Genomic DNA, 17,875 nt, shown 5'->3' with positions numbered 1-17,875 from the left:
TCCAGTGTTTTTACCAAGAGTTGTCAAACAATCCGAAACTGGTTTGGAGAAATAATTAGTTATTTCGAGCAAAGGACAACGAATGGGGTGGTCGAGGGAATCAACAATAAACTGAAACTAATAAAACGGAGAGGCTATGGCTTGAGAAACTTTCGGAATTTTTGGGTTAGAAGTATGTTATCTTGGCATCTTGTCTGTTGATTTAGTATAAAGAGTAACGAAGAGCCAAAATTGCTTGACAGATTGAATAAAAACTTATATGGTCGTGTCACATCGACTTACAACAACTTCATACCAGCATGAAAAAACTCTCCGCACTAGGTCTTGCACTGGGTGTTAGCTTGGCATTGGTTAATAGTGCCAAAGCAGATGCCGCTACTGTCAGTTATCAAACTGAGTTTTCTCGCTTTTTGCCTACTACTTTTAATCCAGGCGATACTTTTAATTTGAGTTTCAGTGCTATTAATCCTAAGGGAACTCAACCAATTTCTCTTAGCAGGATCATCTATATTGTTATCGTTATTCATCGGGACATAGTTATATTCATTCCATTGTTCTTTGAAAAATTGTCACCGGGATCGTCTTCTAATTTTACAACCGCCCCTGGCTCAACCTCTCCAAATGGTGCCGATCTGATCTTAGCTGGTCCCGATGCTTTTGCTATAACCAATAGCTTTGTACCCTTTGATTTCGGAATTACTCGTTCAGATATATTAGCCGCCAATTTATCCTTTGAATTGGAAACCGATGGTTTAGTTGCAGGGGATGGGATTGTTGCTTCTCTTAATTTAAACGGAACAAGTATCGGTTCACAAGCATTTAAACCTATACCAGAGCCTAGCACAGTGTTGGCAATTTTAACTCTTGGTGGTGCCATGGCCACATTAAAGAAAAAATCTCAGCCCTCAGGGATTAAAAATTTCCAGGATACTGCCGTCTAAGGCCATTTTTGACAAGTAATGCCAGAGATGGTTAATTGCCCTCACCTTCTCTCCCGTTCTGGGAGAGAAGGTAGGGGGTGAGGGCGACGAATAAAGAAAAATGGTATTAATACTCCATACTCCTACTGATAACTGCTCACTGCTCACTGCTCACTGATAAGCTATGCTAGTTTAGAGAGAGTAGTTAGGTTCGGTAGCAGCATTGGTTTCAAACAGAAGCGGTTTTTCCCTGATGGCCTTGACTGGGTTGTGTCCGATCTCCTTCTCGAAATGGCTGTGATATTGGGAGACAATCCATGACGATTTACGTTGGTAATCTGGTTTATGAAGTCACGAAAGAGGACTTGTACGGCGTATTCGCTGAATACGGCACGGTTAGTCGCGTTTACTTGCCCGTAGATCAAGCAACGGGTAAAATGCGCGGTTTTGGTTTTGTGGAAATGTCCTCCGATGAGGAAGAAGCAAAGGCGATCGAAACTCTTGACGGGGCCGAATGGATGGGACGACAGATGAAAGTCAATAAAGCTCGTCCCAGAGAAGATAATTTTGGTGGTGGCGGCGGCGGTGAGCGCAAAAACTTCGGGCGCCGCGAACGTTAAAGAGATTCTTGTAAAATTGCAGAAGCGGTTATTTCTGATAACCGCTTTTTCTGGCCTTAAACCGCCGTTTTCCGTGACTCAAGGATGGGGTGGATAATTGTCCAGGCCAGGAGGATAATTAAAGCCAAGATACCAAAACGAGCCATAGAACTGACTAACTGGTGCAAGGGGAACAAACGGCCTAAAAAGAAGGATAATGTCACCATAATCGTCGCCCACACCGTCGCCCCACCGAGATTACAGAGGAAAAAGCGACCGTAGGGCATTCGGGCAATTCCCGCCATGGGACCTGCAAAGATTCTTAACAGGGTCACGAAGCGACCGAAAAAGACCGCCCGGGGTGCATTTTTACTAAATTGTTCCTTGGCTAATTCTAGTTTTTGAGGCGGAATCCGAAAGAATTTGCCAACTTTTAACAAAAACGGCCAACCTCCAGCGCGACCGAGCCAATAGCCAAAATTATCGCCCAAAACTGCTCCTGTAATTGCGCTGACTAAAACTAACCAATAGTTCAAATCACCGCCACCGGCAAGGAAGCCGCCGACAATGGTGATGGTTTCCCCGGGGATGGGAATCCCGGTATTTTCGAGGGTGATGCCGATAAATACTGCCCAGTACCCGTATTGGTGGGCGATTTCTTCAATATTTTCTAGGGATAATAGCTCTAGGGACATGGAGCGCTTTCTTAACAAAGGTTTACGAATATTCTAAGATATTTTTACAGTATTTAACCGTGGCTGAACATGACTTTTCCCAGTATTGATTTATTAGCAATTCGTCAGGGTGAGATAAAAGATTTAGCGGGCATGAACTTGTCAGGGGCTGATTTAGCGGGTGCAGACCTAGCCGGGGCGAATTTACGGGCAAATTTACGCGGTGCTGACCTGACGGGGGCAAATTTAAGGGGAGCAGATTTTCGGAATGCCGATTTACGCGGGGCAATTCTCCTCGATGCGATCGTCACTGGGGCAAGTTTGGCCGGCGCTTTTTTAGCCGGGGCGGTTTTTAATCATCTAGATTTGTCTGGGGCGGATTTTCGCGGTGTCGATGGCCGGGGAGCGAGTTTTGTCGGGGCGATTTTAACCCAAGCGGATTTTACTAGCGCTAATCTGTCCGGAGCAGATCTGTCGGCAACCGATTTAGAGGAAGCAATTTTTTTCGGGGCGGTTTTACGGGGAACAAATTTTACTGATGCCAATCTTCTTTGTGCTAGTTTAGCCTCGGCAGTAACCCCGGGGGCAATTTTCGATCGAGCTTGTTTAGAAGGGACAGGATTAACCTAAATGGCTGATAGATAAGACCTCTTGTAAAAATCAAAAATTGTTGTTAGGGTTAGGAGTCAGTAGCCAGTAGTCAGTAGTCAGGAGAATTAAGAATGAATAATAATCAGTTAAATAGTCTATTTATAAACTTTATGCCATTTAATCCTTATTTCTGCCGTTTTTGAACTCTGAAAAATTAATGATGCAAGAGGTTTATAAAAGAAGATGAGTTTCTAATTCGTTGCTGGAACCTGATCTAGGTGGAAAAATCTGACCCATTCCCCTGTTTATCTGCCTCCATAGCTCCAGCTATTCTGAACCATTTAAACCCTTTGCTGTCCAGGGTCTTCTTCTTGTCCAAATTGATCAAGTTTTTGTCATCCTCCACCGGAAAATTTAGTTTAATTGTCTGGGTAATTAGTGCAGTTATTGAAGAATTTTTCCCAACCAATTAAGCAATCAACCTAGTTCCTTAAGGGGACCTAGGGGAAAAGATTATGCACAAAAATGATAGGATTGATTGATACCTAGCTGCCGTTAATCGCTATCGATGAGACCTTTACGCCAACTTTATCGCTATTTAAGTTTATTTTGCCTCTGTCTTCTTCTGACCGTGGGCTGTCAGTCCACTAATTCCAATTTACCCCCACGGGATAGCGATCGCCTGATAATCGGAACAACCCTAAAACCACGCTCGATCGATCCTGCCGATAGTTATGAGTTAGCGGGACTTTTTATTATTTATAATCTCGGTGAAACTCTCTACACCTACGCCGAAGGAACCACTAATTTAAAGCCTCTCCTGGCCACGGAATTACCCCAAATTAGCCCCGATGGTTTGACTTATACTATCCCAGTACGTCGAGGAGTTATTTTTCATGATGGCACGGTTTTTAACGCAGAGGCGATGAAGTTTTCCCTAGAAAGATTTATCAAAAATGGTGGTGAACCTTCCTTTCTTCTCCGGGATACAATTGATAAAATCACTGCTACCAAAGAAGACGAAATTACTATTAAATTAACCAGACCTTTTGCCGCCTTTCCTGCTCTTTTAGCTTATCCCGGAGCCTGTGCAGTTTCACCCAAATTTTATCAAATTGGCGAGGGTAAATTTAAACCCGAAGAATTTATCGGCACAGGACATTATCAATTAAAAGCAGTTACTAGCGATTCTTTTAGTTTAGAAGCCTTTGATCGCTATTGGGGAGAACCGGCCAAAAATAAGGGAGTTAATGTGCAAATTTATCTCTCGAATCCTGCCAATTTATTTAACGGTTTTCAAACAGGTGCGGTGGATATTGCTTATCAATCTTTACTCCCTCCTCAAGTGAGAAAATTACGCACAGAAGCAGCCCAGGGAAAATGGCAAGCACTGGAATCTTCTGGGGCAGCAATTAACTTTATGAGCGTCAATCTCAAAAGTGAACCCACCGATAATATTTTAGTGCGACAAGCAATTGCTTCTCTAGTCGATCGAGATCTACTTAATGATCGCATTTTACAAGGTCAAGGGATACCTCTTTTTAGTCTCATTCCTACTACTTTTTCCGAGTCACAACCGGTGTTTAAAGAGCGCTATGGCAACCATAATATAGAGCAAGCAAAACAATTACTAAAAACTGCTGGTTATAGTCCAGAAAAACCCGCAATTGTAGAAGTTTGGCACTCCTCGGGATCGATCACTTCCAGCAGCGTGGCGGCAGTGATGAAAGCTCTAGCAAAACGGGATTTAGATAATATGATTCAATTTGAACCCAATAGTATCCTAGGAGCGGCATTTTTCCGTAATATTAGCCGGGGACTTTATACCACTGCTCTATCTAATTGGTATCCCGATTTTTTGGATGCAGATAACTATATTTATCCCTTTTTAGATTGTGCTAAAGGTTCCACAGAAACTGGCTGCGAAGAAGGAGGATCGCAAAGTCAAGGCTCATTTTTTTACAGTCAAGAAATGAATCAATTAATCGCACAATCCCGTCGGGAAAGTAACCCAGCCAAAAGAAAGCAGATTTTTGGCAAAATTCAAGAAATTCTCGCCGATGAAGTTCCCTATATTCCCCTTTGGCAAACCAAGGAATACGCTTTTGCTCGCCATGGCATCACGGGAGTTATCATCAATCCCAGTCAGACTTTTCCCTTTTGGACAATTGCCAAAAAATCCTGATAATTAATTATTAGGAGTCAGTCTTGAATCAGTGATCAGTTATCAGTGATCAGTTATCAGTTATCAGTGATCAGTTATCAGTGATCAGTTATCAGTTATCAGATGTGAGTTTTCAGTTCACTGATTACTGTTTACTGTTTACTGTTCACTGACAAAACTCTCCACTCCCTAATTCATAATTTCCTTCCCCATTCTCCATTTTTCTATGAAACTAACAGCAATGTCCTTTAATATTCGCTACGATAAACCCGATCCCGATGAGCGTAATTGGCGAGTAAGAAGGGAAGCAGTAGCGGCTCTAATTGCTCACTATTCTCCCGATATAATTGGTACTCAGGAAGCTCGCGCTAATCAACTATTGGATCTACACCGTTTATTGCCAAAATACCAAAGTTTAGGTAGTGATCGCAGGGGGACAGGATTAGATGAACATTGTGCGATTTTATATCAACCAAGTCGGTTAAAATGTTTAGAAATATACGAATTTTGGCTATCAGAAACTCCCGATATTGTTGGCAGTATTACCGAAGCTTGGGGTAATCCTTATCCCCGCATGGTAACAGGTGCTAAATTTCGCACTCTTGAGGGGCAAACTTTGCAGTTTTATAACACCCATCTCGATTACTATAGCGACAAAGCTAAGGACTTAGGTGCTAAGTGCATACAGGAGCGTTTTTGTCAACTAGATTTAACAGAAGATTACCTATTTTTAACGGGGGATTTTAATGTTAATTCTCAGCAATTACCCCGTCAGATTTTAACTCAACCTCTCCAGTCAGAAATTCAATTAAAGGACGCTTTAGCCGATTTGGAATTAGCAGAACAAATGAGCTTTAATAATTACACCGATACCCCCTATTTAGCCATCGATACCATTTATTATGATAGCCGTTTGCAGTTAGATTGGGCAAAAGTCGATCCTTGCCGTTGGCTGAATCTTATTCCCTCCGATCATTATCCCGTAATTGCTGCTTTTACCTTGCCCTAAAAATAGATGATTTTTTTATTTAGCAAATATATAGAGGGTAAAAGCTTCAGCAGATTTTAGTAATTCGATGGTTAAATTTGTTAAGTAGGTAGGCGTTAAAAATTATCAGATGCCCCCCTTAATAAGGGGGGATTAAGGGGGGATCGGCCCCCCCCCCTTATCAAGGGGCGATTATTATTTTCCTCCGGGGATTAGTTACCAATCCTCTGTTTATTTGATTAATTCCACCCCATCTTTGCCGTCAATCTCTTGTAGATAAACTTTTACCTGTTCCTCGGCTGCGGTGGGTAGTTTTTTGCCCGTAAAATCTGGGTGAATTGGTAATTCCCGATGACCACGATCAACGAGGACTAATAAGCGGATTTTTTGCGGTCTGCCATACTCAATAATAGCATTAAAAGCGGCGCGGATCGTGCGACCTTTATAGATAACATCATCGACTAAAATCACGGTTTTTCCCGTGACATCTAGGGGCATTTTGGTTTTGGCAGGAGTGCGAGTTTTAATGCGATCAAGATCGTCGCGATAGAAGGTAATATCGATCGCTCCTACGGGAACTTTTACCCCTTCTAAGCTCTCAATTTGATTAGCAATTAAATTAGCTAAAGGCACTCCTCGCGTGTAGATACCGATCAAAATCAAGTTATTTAAATCGCCACTTTTTTCGATAACTTCGGAAGCTAAACGGGTAATAGTGCGACGAATTTCTTCAGCCGAGAGAATTTCAATTAACTGTGGGGTCATAATTTTCAAAGACAAGGGGGGATAGGGGATAGGAAACGGGGAAATTTTTACTTCAATGTCTTCTTTGCTTTTTGCTTTTTCTTTTTTCCTTTAAAACCATCTTCCCACTAACGAATATAATTATCTTCACTTACCTATTTTAACTCGATCGCTCATGAGTGATGAATTATTGCAAAAATCTGCCCTAGAATTAGCCCAACTGATTCGCACTAAACAAATCTCCCCCCTAGAATTAACCCATTTATACCTCGACAGAATTGAAAAATTTGACAGTCAAATCGGTAGTTTTGTCCATGTCGCCGGGGAAAGCGCCCTGGCAACCGCCAGCGCCCAAACAGAACAATTAAGTCAAATCACCGATACTGCCGAATTACCGCCTTTTTTTGGAGTTCCCACCGCCATTAAAGACTTAAATGCCGTCGCCGGAATGCCAGTTAGTTACGGAGTCGCCGCTTTACAGGGAAATATTGCCCAATACGACGAAGGAATCGTCACCAGAATGAAAATGGCGGGTTTTATCCTTCTGGGCAAAACTGCCACTTCCCAGTTAGGTTCCTTTCCCTACACCGAAAATCCGGGTTTTTTGCCGACTCGTAACCCCTTCAACCGCGATTATACCGCAGGCGGTTCCAGTGGCGGTGCGGCGGCGGCGGTAGCGGCGGGTTTCTGCCCGATTGCCCAGGGTTCCGATGGTGGCGGTTCGGTGCGTACTCCGGCGGGTTGTTGCGGTTTGGTGGGGATAAAACCCAGTCGTGGGCGCGTTTCCTATGCCCCGGTGGGGGAATTTCAAAGCGGTATCGCCACTAACGGCACTCTTTCTAAGACGGTGGCAGATGGGGCGGCGCTGCTTACCGTGATTTCGGGCTATACGACGGGCGATCCCTACTGGCTACCCGATCCGCCCTTTTCTTTCCTAGAAGCCACTCAGAGAGGCATAAAACCCCTAAGAATCGCTTTTTCTACTTCCGTATCCCCCTTCGGCGAGGCGGCTTCCGTTTATAAAAATGCTGTCCTCGCTACGGCTAAAATTTTAGAGGGTATGGGGCATCACTTAACCGAGTATTCTCCCGATTTACAGGCTTTAATCGCTCCTTTTCGCCGTATTTGGCAAGCGGGAACGGCAGCGACGGGAATTCCTAAGCAGTTATTAAGTCCTCTTAATCAATGGTTATTAGAGAATTCTGGCAGCGCGGGGGAGTACCTGCAAGCAGTGCAGCAGATGCACGTTATTTCGCGGCAAATTGTGGCGATGTTTGATAATTTTGATGTCTTACTTTTGCCTATTTTCCTACATCAACCTCCCGGAATTGGTGAGTGGGAAAATTTACCACCGGAAGCAGCGGTTAATAAGATGATTGGTTGGATTGCCCCTTCCCCGATTGCTAATGCGAGTGGTTTGCCCGCAATTGCTTTACCAACGGGAGTTGATAGTCAGGGTTTACCTGTGGGAATCCAGTTAGTGGGTAAACCTGCTGATGAAATCACTTTGTTAGGTTTATCGGCACAATTAGAGGCAGCTAATCCTTTAGGTTTGATGGCTAATTTTAAGTAGGTAGGTGTTAAAAGTTGTCAGACACCCCCCTTATCAAGGGGGGCAGGGGGGATCGGCACCCCCCTTATCAAGGGGGATCCCCCCGCCTATCGGCACCCCCCTTATCAAGGGGGATCCCCCCGCCTATCGGCACCCCCCTTATCAAGGGGGATCCCCCCGCCTATCGGCACCCCCCTTATCAAGGGGGGCAGGGGGGATCGAAGCTAAAATCCATTTTTAATTCAATTATAACCAGCTACTTAACTAGCAAGACTTTCGGTAAATTGGGGAATAGAAGCGATAAGTTTACGCGTGTAATCACTTTGGGGAGAGTTAATAATTTGGTTAGCTGTACCCATTTCCTCAATTTTACCTTTATTCATCACCATAATCCGATCGCTCATAAATCTGACGACACTTAAATCGTGGGAAATAAAGATATAAGTGAGATTAAATTCCTGCTGTAATTCTTTGAGTAAATTTAAGACTCCCGCTTGTACGGAAACATCTAAAGCAGAGACAGATTCATCACAGATAATAAACTGAGGATTTAAGGCTAAAGCGCGGGCAATACAAACCCTTTGTCGTTGTCCTCCTGATAATTGATGGGGATAGCGATCAAACCAATTAGGATCAAGTTTAACTCGTTCTAATAAATATTTTACTCGTTTTTGGGAATTGCCGCCGGTATGATGAATAACCATCGGTTCTAAAATTGCTTTACCGATGGATAAACGGGGATTTAGGGAGTTGTAGGGATTCTGAAAAACTATCTGTAATTCCCGGCGCAGTAGTCTTAATTTTGGATCGCTGGGGTTTAATTTAGCGAGATTTTCTCCTTGGAAATAGATATCTCCAGAAGTGGCAGGAATTAAGCGCAGAATTGTCCTTGCTAAGGTAGATTTTCCGCAGCCCGACTCACCGACTAAACCCAGGGTTTCCCCCCGTTTAACGGCAAAACTGACCTGATCTACGGCATTAAAAAAGGTCTTTACTTGCCCGAAAACTCCCTTAACTGGAAATCTAACCGATAAATTTTCTACCGATAAAATATTCTCGTGATTCTGTAAACCTGCGATTCTGCTTTCTTCTTCTTGGAGAGTAATAAATTTAACTGCTGGTGGAGTAATTTCCTGTAAGTCAATAATCTTACCTTGAGAGTCTTTTTCCACTTGTAAAAAATCGCTGACGGTGGGTAATTTTTCTGGACGAGAGTTTAAGCGGGGACGACAGGCAAGTAAACCTTTTGTGTAGGGATGTTGGGGATAATTTAATACTTCTTCTTTCGGTCCCTGTTCGACAATTTCTCCTTGATACATCACGACAATTTGATCGGCAATTTCGTTAATAACTCCTAAATCGTGGGAGATAAAAACCATTGACATTTCTCGATCGCTTTTACACAAATCGCGTAATAATCTTAATATTTCTGCTTGGACAGTCACATCTAAAGCGGTGGTTGGTTCATCGGCAATTAATAGGGTAGGATTACAAGAAATCGCCATGGCAATCATTACCCTTTGTAATTGTCCCCCCGATAATTCGTGAGGATAACGCTTGAGAATTGCCTCTTTTTGTTCCTGAATATAAGTTCTAATTTTTTCTCTGACATGACCTTTATTTTCTAAGGGAAAAGTTTCTATATACTGCTCCTCCAACTGTTCATCACTGGGTAATAAGCGCACTTCTTGCAGTAGAGAGATGGCTTGATTTTTTGCCTGTTCGGGTGTGACTTTTTGATGCAGTAAAATTGCTTCGGTGAGTTGAAACTCGATGTTATAGACTGGATTAAGAGAACTCATTGGTTCTTGGAAAATCATCGCCATTTCTCCCCCGCGATAATAACGCAATTCTTCTGGGGGAATAGATAATAAATCTACTACTTGCATTGACTGACCTTTTGCCGGACGAAAGCAAATTTCTCCCCCGGTAATTTTTCCCGGAGAGGGAACCAATCCCATGAGTGCGAGGGAGGTGACAGATTTTCCTGAACCCGACTCCCCCACACAACCGAGAACTTGACCTTTCTGCAAGCTAAAACTAATGTTATTAACGGCGACTGTTGTTCTTTTCTGATTAGAAAATTCAACGGTGAGATGGTGAACGTCGAGAATTTTGTTATCCATAGGTCTTTAAACAGAAAGACAGATTCGATTTACTTATTAAATATAGCTTTTTCTGTTCCCAGTAGCTGGATGCAATTAATTGGTAGATAGCTGGGGGAATCTCCCTTGCAAGGGAGAATTTTTCGGCATTAAGAAGATTTTCGTCTCTGAGCGATCGCCATTTATCGGAGACTTGTGACTTTTTTAAAGAAATATTTTTCTTTTCTGTCTCCCCTTTGGGATTACACTGGTAATTGAGAATAATTAGCATTTGTTTTAGAGATCGCAATTTCGAGACAGTTTCAAAACCGTTGACTGAGGCTGACATTAGCGCAGTTCTCACCCTTTGGCTACTTCAGTAAACTCGATGAGCTATCAAGAAATTATTGTCACTCTTGAATGAAAGACCTTCATTGCCTTACCTTTGGAGATAAGAAAAGCATGGACGATAAAATTAGACCTAATCAACCAGAAAAACCAGAAAAATCGGCAAATAAAGCCCAATTTTTTCGTTGGGGTGGTAAAAAGACAGAATTAGATAATGTCACTCCCACGGGTAATGACTTGGCTGCCACCTATCCCCTCGCACAAGTGGAAATGGGAAAAACCGTCTGGTTAGTGGGATTTCAGGGGACAGGAGGGATTAATCGACTCCTAGGTATGGGATTAAACCCCGGCATTCAATTACAGGTAATTAGCTCCCAACCGAGGGGATCAGTTTTAATTGGCATTCAAGACAATCGTATCGGTATCGGGGCAGAAATGGCCGAAAAAATCCTCGTTAGTGACAGTCAACCGAAAAAACTGGAACCTAAAAAAGACCTAACTGAAGTAAGAACATTTCTGCGGGAGATACCCATAGGAAAAGCGGGTAAAGTCGTCGGTTATGACCGAGCATTGCGCGGATACAAAGGAAAATTGTTATCAATGGGATTAACTCCGGGGACAGAGTTTACCGTCATTCGTGTGGCACCTTTGGGGGATCCCGTCGAGATTCGAGTGCGGGGATTTCATCTCAGTCTGCGTAAACAGGAGGCAGACACTTTAATCGTCGAAGAAATAGACCCAGAAAGCTAAATTTAATCATCTCAGCCTATTCGTCACTCAATATCCTAAATTATGGTCAAACCGATTATCGCCTTAATTGGCAATCCTAACTGTGGCAAAACTACCCTTTTTAATGCTCTCACAGGGGCCAATCAACGGACCGGCAACTGGCCGGGAGTAACAGTCGATCGCAAGGAGGGACGATTTCAAGTTAACGGGGAAGATATCACCCTTGTGGATTTACCCGGAGTCTATTCCCTCGATGTGGAAGAAGGGGAAACGGGAATGGATGAATTAGTCGCTAGGGACTATCTACTGTCAGGAGAAGCGGATTTAGTGATTAATATCGTCGATGCTTCTAATTTAGAGCGCAATCTCTACCTGACTACCCAAATCATGGAGATGCGTTTACCGATGTTGATTGCCCTGAATATGATGGATGTGGCCAAAACTAGGGGTATTGTGGTTAATCCGCAACTCTTAAGCGTTCGCATGGATGCAATTGTCGTGCCGATTAGTGCGGTTAAAGGGGAAGGAATCGGAGAATTAAAGCAAAAAATTGGGCAATTAGTCAGTAATATTAGCCATACTGCTGCTTATGTGGCTTATCCTGCGGTAATTGAAGAAGCTCTGAACGAGATTGTTACCTACATTAACGACCATAGCAGTAAAAGGATCGTTGAGCCAAGATGGACCGCTTTAAATCTACTGCAATACGAGGATCGCATCGCCCCAGAATTGAGTTCACAGGAACTATTAAGCATTATCGTCAAGCATAGACGACAAATACACCAAGTTTTAGGGGAAGACCTCGATATTTTAATTGCTGATACTCGTTATGGCTTTATTCAGCAAGTTACCCAGGGAGCCACTCAACGGACTGGACAGATAAATGATACCATGTCCGATCGCCTTGATCGGATTGTTCTCGATCGCTGGTGGGGAATTCCGATATTTTTGGGCGTAATGTACCTAATGTTCTTGTTTACCATCAATGTTAGTGCTGCCTTTATCGATTTCTTCGATTTAACTGCCCAGACTATCTTTGTCGATGGTTTTGCCCAAGTTTTACAAACAATTCATACCCCGGGTTGGCTAATTGCTCTGCTCGCTGATGGAGCGGGGGGAGGTGTGCAAACCGTCGCCACTTTTATCCCCGTAATTGGCTTTATGTTCCTCTTTTTGTCAATTTTAGAGGATTCTGGCTATATGGCCCGGGCAGCCTTCGTCATGGACCGATTGATGCGTTTGGTGGGATTGCCTGGTAAATCCTTTGTTCCCATGCTAGTGGGATTTGGTTGCAGTGTGCCGGCAATTATGGCCACCAGGACCCTGGAAAATTCCCGCGATCGTTTAATGACGATTATGATGAACCCTTTTATGTCCTGTGGGGCCAGATTACCTGTTTATGCCCTATTTGCGGCGGCTTTTTTCCCTATAGGTGGTCAAAACATCGTTTTTGGTCTTTATATCTTAGGAATTCTCGCCGCTATTTTGACGGGATTGGTGATGAAAAAAACCCTACTCAAGGGAGAAGTCAGTCACTTTATTATGGAATTGCCTCCCTATCATCTACCGCGTCTAAAAGGGGTTTTAATTCGCACTTGGGAACGTCTGCAAGCGTTTTTATGGAAAGCTGGACGAGTTATCGTTTTAATGGTGATGATTTTGGGACTACTCAACTCCGTCAGTTTTGATGGTTCTTTTGGTAATCAAGACAGCGAGCGATCGGTTTTAAGTGCCACCAGTAAAGCTGTAACTCCTATTTTCTCACCCATGGGACTAGAGCAGCAAAATTGGCCGGCAACGGTGGGCATTTTTACGGGAGTTTTTGCCAAAGAAGCGATGGTAGGAACCTTAAACTCAATTTACAGCCAACTAGCGGGGGAAGATAACCCTAATCAGGGGGTAGCAGCCGAAAAATTCGACTTTTGGGGGCAAATTAAGGCAGCTATCGCCACTATTCCCGCCAATTTAGCGCAATTACCCAATCAATTACTTGATCCCTTGGGTTTGAATATTGGTGATGTGCAAGATCAAAAAACGGCTGCCGAGAAGCAAGAGGTAGATTTAGGAATCTTTGGGGCGATGGCGAAAAGATTTGATGGTCAAGCGGGTGCTTTTGCCTATCTTTTGTTTGTTCTGCTCTATTTTCCCTGTGTTTCGGCCACATCGGCCGTATATCGCGAAACTAATGCCGGTTGGACTGTTTTTATTGCCCTCTGGACCACAGGAATGGCCTATATTGTTGCCACTTCCTTCTATCAAATCGCCACTTTTTCTCGACATCCGGGGTTTTCTCTCTTTTGGATAGTCTTGATGGGTTTAACCGTAGTCGGGGTTTTATTCACCTTAAAAAATCTCCCTCCCCGAAAAATCAACCGTCCGGCAATTTAAAAGTAGGGTGGGTTAGGCGACAAAAAGCTAGGCAACTAATTAATTATTTAGATTCGCCGTAACCCACCGCAATCAAGTAACTTTTCTCGATTTTTTTCGCTTATAAACCATGATTTTAACCGATATACAGGCTTATCTTGCCAAAAATCAGAAAGCATCTCTGTCTGACTTATCTACACACTTTCGGATGTCAGCGGATGCCTTAAGTCCCATGCTCGATCGCTTGCTGAAAAAAGGGCGAATTCGCCTGATTTCCCTAGAAAAATGCGGAGGATGCAGCCGTTGTTCCCCGGAATCTATGGCTTTTTACGAATGGATTGAGGGCAATTCCACAGGGACAAACAACTAAGAGTTGAATAAGTACCTAGGCAAAATTAATTACACATTTCGATAAAGCTTTTGCCTTTTGCCCATCTTCACTAGGAAATTTATTTTGCACGACTACTTACTATCTTTTTGTAGGAGATAAAATTATGATCACTAACACAGAAATTGTCTCGACACAATCGGCCACCAGCGAGGATCCGCAAATACAATTGGCCGAATTTCTGCGAGAACATAATGAAGTGGAGATGATTATTCCAGTTTTAATGGGATTATTTATTACCAGTCGTTTTCAACTGCGAGGGGCCAATGCACTATTAGTTAATTTAGCCGTAGCCAGTATCTCGCGACAAATTTTCCAACAGTTAAAATCTCCCTTCACCAGTGACCCAAAAACTGCCGAAAAAAGCCCAGATTATAGCAATCAGGAAATAATACCGGGTTGTCGCATTGTTCACTCGGTACCGGGACGAATTCGCCTTCGTATCGACCGTTTAAGTCAAGATGCTGCCTTTGCTAAAAGATTAAACCACCTCCTCGCAGCTGAGACAATTGTTCTTAGTCATCGCCTTAATCCTACCGCTGCCTCTCTGGCAATTACCTACGAAGCAGCCGGCCTCTCCGAGTTAGATTTAGGCTTTCGTCTGATCAATCTACTTAATTTAGCCAATTCTGACAGTAATCTTGAAACTAGCTAGATTTTACTCCGATGAACTTAAGCAAACTTTCCCTCAATTCCGTAAGCGTTGTTCACTCTCTCCCTGGTCGGCTGCGCTTGCGAATTTCCCGCCTAGCATCTGATAGGCATTTTGTCAAGACCTTAGAACAAAAATTAACTTCCCATCCCGCCATTACCCATTTCCGCATCAACGCCGCCGCCGCCTCTCTGGTGATCGAGTATGCTCCCGCCCTCACCCCTGAAATAAACAGGGATTTTGGCTCGCTTTGGCAAAAAATGCTCAATCAGCCCAACGAGTCTTCGATCGAGCCAGACAAGCCCCAAAAACTAGGTAAAGAAGAATGGTCTAACCTTGCCCTTCCTACCGCCGCCACCCTCCTTGCGATCGCCTGTCAACGTTTTCCCCAACCCGGTTTGAGCATCTTGGCCAGAAGCGTCCTTTTAGCCGCAGCTTTTCCCGTGGCAGCCCGGGCGCTGAAAAGTATCTTCGGAGAGCGTAAACTAAATATCGATTGTTTAGACCTCTTAGCCCTGATTTTTAGCGGTTTTCAAGGGAAATTATTGACACCTTCCCTGATTATCACCCTCCATGAATTGGGGGACATTATTCGCGATCGTACCGCTAGGGCAACGGAAAAACGAACGGCTAATTTATTAGATACAATCGGTCATTACGCTTGGGTGGAAAAAGACGGCGAAATCAAGCAAATTACCAGTGATGCTGTCCAAATTGGCGAGACAGTGGTGGTTTATCCCGGGGAAAGCATCCCCGTTGATGGCACAGTCTGGCAAGGGGAAGCGGTAATCGACCAACAGCAACTAACCGGGGAATCCTTGCCTATTGTCGCCCGAAAAGGAACTCTCGTTTATGCCTCCACCTTAGTTCGTTCCGGTCAGATCCGCCTCACCTGTGAACGAGTCGGTCAACAAACTCGCGCCGCTGCCAGTATCGAACTTCTGCAAAAAGCTCCTGTCCATGATACCCGCATGGCCAATTATGCCGCTAATCTGGCTGATCGCCTGATTTTGCCTTCTTTAGGGTTAGCATCACTAATTTTTCTCACCACCCGAGATGCTGCCCGGGCCGCCGCTATTCTCACCCTCGATTTTGTCACGGGGATTCGGGTATCTTTACCTACAGCTTTTTTAGGTGCGTTGAATCATACCACCCGTCACGGTAGGGTCGTTTCATTCTCGCAAATGTCATTCAATCAAATCCTTATCTGGCAAGGTTTTCAGTCAATTTCTCAGAACAAATATCTGAAAAATTTTTAAAATGCCTTGCTTTGCTTGCCCCGTAAGCGATTGAAGACAGACAAACAAGGAATCAAACTAGAGAATGAATCAGCCCTACCCGTCACGGGGTTTTGGTACGCAGTGGCAGAACTTTGGAGTTATTGGCAGATATCGATACGATTGTTTTTGATAAGACGGGAACTTTGACCACGGGGGAAGTGATGGTGGTGGGAGTGGAAACTATCCCTGGCCGCTTATCCCCAGAACGAATTCTCCAATTAGCGGCCTCGGCCGAACAAAGGATCACCCATCCCGTCGCTATGGCGATCGCTAATTATGCCCAGCGCCAGGGTGTGGAAATCTTACCGAGGGGAGATTGGGATTACCAGTTAGGACTAGGAATGCGGGCAGAAATTGATGGTAATCAGGTATTGGTGGGCAGTGACAAGTTTTTACGCCAGCAAGGGGTCAATTTAGACGAATTTGGCGGTGATTTAGCCAACCCCGCCAGTGCTTGGGTGTCTCGCAATTATCTCGCCTGTAATGGGCAATTTCAGGGGGTAATCCACTATACTGACCCTTTGCGTGCCGATAGTCGTTGGTTAATCGATCGCCTACAGCAAGATTATGGCATGACTGTGCATCTGTTGACGGGGGATAATCAACAAAGGGCGAAAGAAGTGGCGCAAGCGTTAAATATTCCCTTTGGCCAGGTTCATGCTGAGGCTTTTCCCGAACAAAAGGCTAAAATAGTTCGAGAATTGCATCGCTCTGGCCATACAGTCGCTTTTGTTGGCGATGGTCTCAATGATTCCGTGGCTTTGGCCTATGCAGATGTGTCGATTTCTTTCGAGAAGGGTTCGGAAGTGGCAAGAGAAACCGCCGACGTGGTACTGATGAATAATGATCTGAGCAGTTTACTAGAGGCGATCGCTATTGCCCAAGAAACTAAAGCTTTAATTGAACAAAATATTTTTCTAGTGGTCGCCCCGAATTTAGTCGCCCTCGTTTTGGCCACTAGCATCGGTCTTAATCCACTTTTAGCCACCGCAATTCATAACGGGACAGCAATTATTGCCGGTTTAAATAGTTTGCGTCCTCTGGTTTTTCATCAACTACAAGGTCAAAGGGAGACTCCATGAGTAAATATGATAAATTAGCTAATAAAATTGCCAAAAAAGTTACTAAAAAATTGAGCAAAAAGTTAATTAAAGCCATCTATAACCGACTGGATTTAGAAAATATTCTCTCCTCCCGTTCTTTTCCATTAGAAGAATTCGAGCGAGGTGATAATAGACATTAAACCATCATAAAAATCAAAGATTGTTATGATGGTTTAAGAGTCGGTATCTGGGGAAGTCTTGACCCATCCACTAATAACTGATAGGTGAATATCTAGGCTATATTCTCTTGAAAAAAAACTTAATAATATTCCCTCAAAAACTATTCTATAATGGTACTCGTAGGTAGATAATGCTTCTAAGTTAAAAACTTTTGCTATCTACAGACTGAAGGCAACAAAATCAATGGTTTAAAGCTCATGGAAAAAACACAGATGTTAGAACAAACGAGAAAACTAGCACAAATTACTCCAGGGAAAGCGATCGTTTTCGGAATCGGTGCGCTGCTGTTGGCCCCCACCGTGATTTCTTTACTGAAACCGGTCGCCAAAGCAACGATTAAAACTGGCGTTGTTCTCTACGAAAAAACTAAGAGTTCCTTGGCCGAAACAGCAGAAGTGCTGGGGGATATCGTCGCCGAGGCCAAAGCAGAAGTCATAGCCGAACGCGATCATCAAGTGGTTCTACCCAGTGGGGTTAATTCGGAACCCTCATTACGCGATAGTTAATTTCTG

18 protein-coding genes and 1 pseudogene are annotated in these 17,875 nt (G+C 43.7%); 15 read left to right on the top strand and 4 right to left on the bottom strand.

Features of this window, described 5'->3' with window-relative positions; genetic code table 11:
- From H6F92_RS19980 to H6F92_RS19970, 3 genes are all read left to right on the top strand, one after another.
- The coding region (locus H6F92_RS19980) for a transposase (protein ID WP_190356372.1) at positions 1–201 on the top strand (201 nt) is incomplete at its 5' end.
- 98 nt (positions 202–299) lie between these two features.
- Positions 300–941, top strand: coding sequence for a PEP-CTERM sorting domain-containing protein (locus H6F92_RS19975; protein ID WP_190359202.1), 642 nt, complete (start codon positions 300–302; stop codon positions 939–941).
- Positions 942–1,237: 296 nt separating this feature from the next.
- Complete coding sequence (locus H6F92_RS19970; protein WP_190359201.1) at positions 1,238–1,540, top strand: RNA recognition motif domain-containing protein; 303 nt, start codon at positions 1,238–1,240, stop codon at positions 1,538–1,540.
- Positions 1,541–1,596: 56 nt separating this feature from the next.
- Here the strand turns inward: H6F92_RS19970 and H6F92_RS19965 are convergent, their stop codons facing one another.
- Positions 1,597–2,214: a DedA family protein gene (locus H6F92_RS19965; RefSeq protein WP_190359200.1), complete on the bottom strand. Its 618-nt coding sequence runs from the start codon at positions 2,212–2,214 to the stop codon at positions 1,597–1,599.
- 69 nt (positions 2,215–2,283) lie between these two features.
- Between H6F92_RS19965 and H6F92_RS19960 the strand changes: the two genes are divergently transcribed.
- The 3 genes from H6F92_RS19960 (at position 2,284) to H6F92_RS19950 (ending at position 5,957) form a co-directional block, all read left to right on the top strand.
- Positions 2,284–2,823, top strand: coding sequence for a pentapeptide repeat-containing protein (locus H6F92_RS19960; protein ID WP_190359199.1), 540 nt, complete (start codon positions 2,284–2,286; stop codon positions 2,821–2,823).
- A gap of 529 nt (positions 2,824–3,352) precedes the next feature.
- Complete coding sequence (locus tag H6F92_RS19955) at positions 3,353–4,969, top strand: ABC transporter substrate-binding protein (protein WP_190359198.1); 1,617 nt, start codon at positions 3,353–3,355, stop codon at positions 4,967–4,969.
- A 205-nt stretch (positions 4,970–5,174) separates the two neighbouring features.
- The gene (locus H6F92_RS19950; RefSeq protein WP_190359197.1) at positions 5,175–5,957 is read left to right on the top strand and encodes an endonuclease/exonuclease/phosphatase family protein; all 783 of its coding nucleotides are present in this window, start codon (positions 5,175–5,177) and stop codon (positions 5,955–5,957) included.
- 210 nt (positions 5,958–6,167) lie between these two features.
- Here H6F92_RS19950 and pyrR read toward each other — a convergent pair whose 3' ends face one another.
- Positions 6,168–6,701: a bifunctional pyr operon transcriptional regulator/uracil phosphoribosyltransferase PyrR gene (pyrR, locus tag H6F92_RS19945; RefSeq protein WP_190359196.1), complete on the bottom strand. Its 534-nt coding sequence runs from the start codon at positions 6,699–6,701 to the stop codon at positions 6,168–6,170.
- Positions 6,702–6,855: 154 nt separating this feature from the next.
- On the opposite strand from pyrR, the gene H6F92_RS19940 reads away from it, so the two are divergent.
- Positions 6,856–8,253 (top strand): amidase, encoded by a 1,398-nt coding sequence (locus H6F92_RS19940; RefSeq protein WP_190359195.1) that lies wholly within the window; start codon positions 6,856–6,858, stop codon positions 8,251–8,253.
- Positions 8,254–8,492: 239 nt separating this feature from the next.
- Here H6F92_RS19940 and H6F92_RS19935 read toward each other — a convergent pair whose 3' ends face one another.
- Together H6F92_RS19935 and H6F92_RS19930 are read right to left on the bottom strand one after the other, a co-directional pair.
- Positions 8,493–10,358 (bottom strand): ABC transporter ATP-binding protein, encoded by a 1,866-nt coding sequence (locus H6F92_RS19935; protein WP_190359194.1) that lies wholly within the window; start codon positions 10,356–10,358, stop codon positions 8,493–8,495.
- The gene (locus H6F92_RS19930) at positions 10,351–10,665 is read right to left on the bottom strand and encodes a hypothetical protein (protein WP_190359204.1); all 315 of its coding nucleotides are present in this window, start codon (positions 10,663–10,665) and stop codon (positions 10,351–10,353) included. The genes H6F92_RS19935 and H6F92_RS19930 overlap by 8 nt, the downstream gene beginning before the upstream one ends.
- A gap of 113 nt (positions 10,666–10,778) precedes the next feature.
- Here H6F92_RS19930 and H6F92_RS19925 point away from each other — a divergent pair, with 113 nt between their 5' ends.
- The 8 genes and pseudogenes from H6F92_RS19925 to H6F92_RS19890 all read left to right on the top strand — a co-directional run bounded on the left by H6F92_RS19925 (position 10,779) and on the right by H6F92_RS19890 (position 17,869).
- Entirely contained in the window at positions 10,779–11,414 is a 636-nt protein-coding gene (locus tag H6F92_RS19925; RefSeq protein WP_190359193.1) for a FeoA family protein, read from the top strand.
- Between the two features lie 42 nt (positions 11,415–11,456).
- Positions 11,457–13,781 (top strand): Fe(2+) transporter permease subunit FeoB, encoded by a 2,325-nt coding sequence (gene feoB / locus H6F92_RS19920; RefSeq protein WP_190359192.1) that lies wholly within the window; start codon positions 11,457–11,459, stop codon positions 13,779–13,781.
- A 109-nt stretch (positions 13,782–13,890) separates the two neighbouring features.
- Positions 13,891–14,130, top strand: coding sequence for a FeoC-like transcriptional regulator (locus H6F92_RS19915; RefSeq protein ID WP_002742208.1), 240 nt, complete (start codon positions 13,891–13,893; stop codon positions 14,128–14,130).
- A gap of 124 nt (positions 14,131–14,254) precedes the next feature.
- Complete coding sequence (locus H6F92_RS19910) at positions 14,255–14,803, top strand: HMA2 domain-containing protein (protein ID WP_002742210.1); 549 nt, start codon at positions 14,255–14,257, stop codon at positions 14,801–14,803.
- Positions 14,804–14,814: 11 nt separating this feature from the next.
- On the top strand, positions 14,815–16,059 hold the full coding sequence (locus H6F92_RS19905; RefSeq protein WP_242030199.1) for a P-type ATPase actuator domain-containing protein: 1,245 nt from the start codon (positions 14,815–14,817) through the stop codon (positions 16,057–16,059).
- A gap of 77 nt (positions 16,060–16,136) precedes the next feature.
- Positions 16,137–17,162: pseudogene (locus H6F92_RS19900) on the top strand (HAD-IC family P-type ATPase); the annotation flags it as partial.
- Positions 17,159–17,323, top strand: coding sequence for a hypothetical protein (locus tag H6F92_RS19895; RefSeq protein ID WP_002742213.1), 165 nt, complete (start codon positions 17,159–17,161; stop codon positions 17,321–17,323). The pseudogene H6F92_RS19900 and the gene H6F92_RS19895, both read left to right, overlap by 4 nt.
- Positions 17,324–17,560: 237 nt before the next feature.
- The gene (locus H6F92_RS19890) at positions 17,561–17,869 is read left to right on the top strand and encodes a DUF5132 domain-containing protein (protein WP_002742215.1); all 309 of its coding nucleotides are present in this window, start codon (positions 17,561–17,563) and stop codon (positions 17,867–17,869) included.
- Positions 17,870–17,875: the final 6 nt, after the last annotated feature.

The organism is Microcystis wesenbergii FACHB-1317, assembly GCF_014696875.1.
Lineage (GTDB): Bacteria > Cyanobacteriota > Cyanobacteriia > Cyanobacteriales > Microcystaceae > Microcystis > Microcystis wesenbergii_A.
The sequence above is the reverse complement of the archived record's forward strand: the minus strand, read 5'-3'. Positions and strand labels throughout refer to the sequence as shown.

Excerpts from the sequence above, each read along its gene's own strand:
- H6F92_RS19975 (WP_190359202.1), top strand. The coding sequence starts at position 300 with ATGAAAAAACTCTCCGCACTAGGTCTTGCACTGGGTGTTAGCTTGGCA.
- H6F92_RS19970 (WP_190359201.1), top strand. The coding sequence starts at position 1,238 with ATGACGATTTACGTTGGTAATCTGGTTTATGAAGTCACGAAAGAGGAC.
- H6F92_RS19950 (WP_190359197.1), top strand. The coding sequence starts at position 5,175 with ATGAAACTAACAGCAATGTCCTTTAATATTCGCTACGATAAACCCGAT.
- H6F92_RS19890 (WP_002742215.1), top strand. The coding sequence starts at position 17,561 with ATGGAAAAAACACAGATGTTAGAACAAACGAGAAAACTAGCACAAATT.
- H6F92_RS19925 (WP_190359193.1), top strand. The coding sequence starts at position 10,779 with ATGGACGATAAAATTAGACCTAATCAACCAGAAAAACCAGAAAAATCG.
- pyrR (WP_190359196.1), bottom strand. The coding sequence starts at position 6,701 with ATGACCCCACAGTTAATTGAAATTCTCTCGGCTGAAGAAATTCGTCGC.
- H6F92_RS19940 (WP_190359195.1), top strand. The coding sequence starts at position 6,856 with ATGAGTGATGAATTATTGCAAAAATCTGCCCTAGAATTAGCCCAACTG.
- H6F92_RS19935 (WP_190359194.1), bottom strand. The coding sequence starts at position 10,358 with ATGGATAACAAAATTCTCGACGTTCACCATCTCACCGTTGAATTTTCT.
- H6F92_RS19965 (WP_190359200.1), bottom strand. The coding sequence starts at position 2,214 with ATGTCCCTAGAGCTATTATCCCTAGAAAATATTGAAGAAATCGCCCAC.
- H6F92_RS19955 (WP_190359198.1), top strand. The coding sequence starts at position 3,353 with ATGAGACCTTTACGCCAACTTTATCGCTATTTAAGTTTATTTTGCCTC.
- H6F92_RS19930 (WP_190359204.1), bottom strand. The coding sequence starts at position 10,665 with ATGTCAGCCTCAGTCAACGGTTTTGAAACTGTCTCGAAATTGCGATCT.
- H6F92_RS19910 (WP_002742210.1), top strand. The coding sequence starts at position 14,255 with ATGATCACTAACACAGAAATTGTCTCGACACAATCGGCCACCAGCGAG.
- H6F92_RS19895 (WP_002742213.1), top strand. The coding sequence starts at position 17,159 with ATGAGTAAATATGATAAATTAGCTAATAAAATTGCCAAAAAAGTTACT.
- H6F92_RS19905 (WP_242030199.1), top strand. The coding sequence starts at position 14,815 with ATGAACTTAAGCAAACTTTCCCTCAATTCCGTAAGCGTTGTTCACTCT.
- feoB (WP_190359192.1), top strand. The coding sequence starts at position 11,457 with ATGGTCAAACCGATTATCGCCTTAATTGGCAATCCTAACTGTGGCAAA.
- H6F92_RS19960 (WP_190359199.1), top strand. The coding sequence starts at position 2,284 with ATGACTTTTCCCAGTATTGATTTATTAGCAATTCGTCAGGGTGAGATA.
- H6F92_RS19915 (WP_002742208.1), top strand. The coding sequence starts at position 13,891 with ATGATTTTAACCGATATACAGGCTTATCTTGCCAAAAATCAGAAAGCA.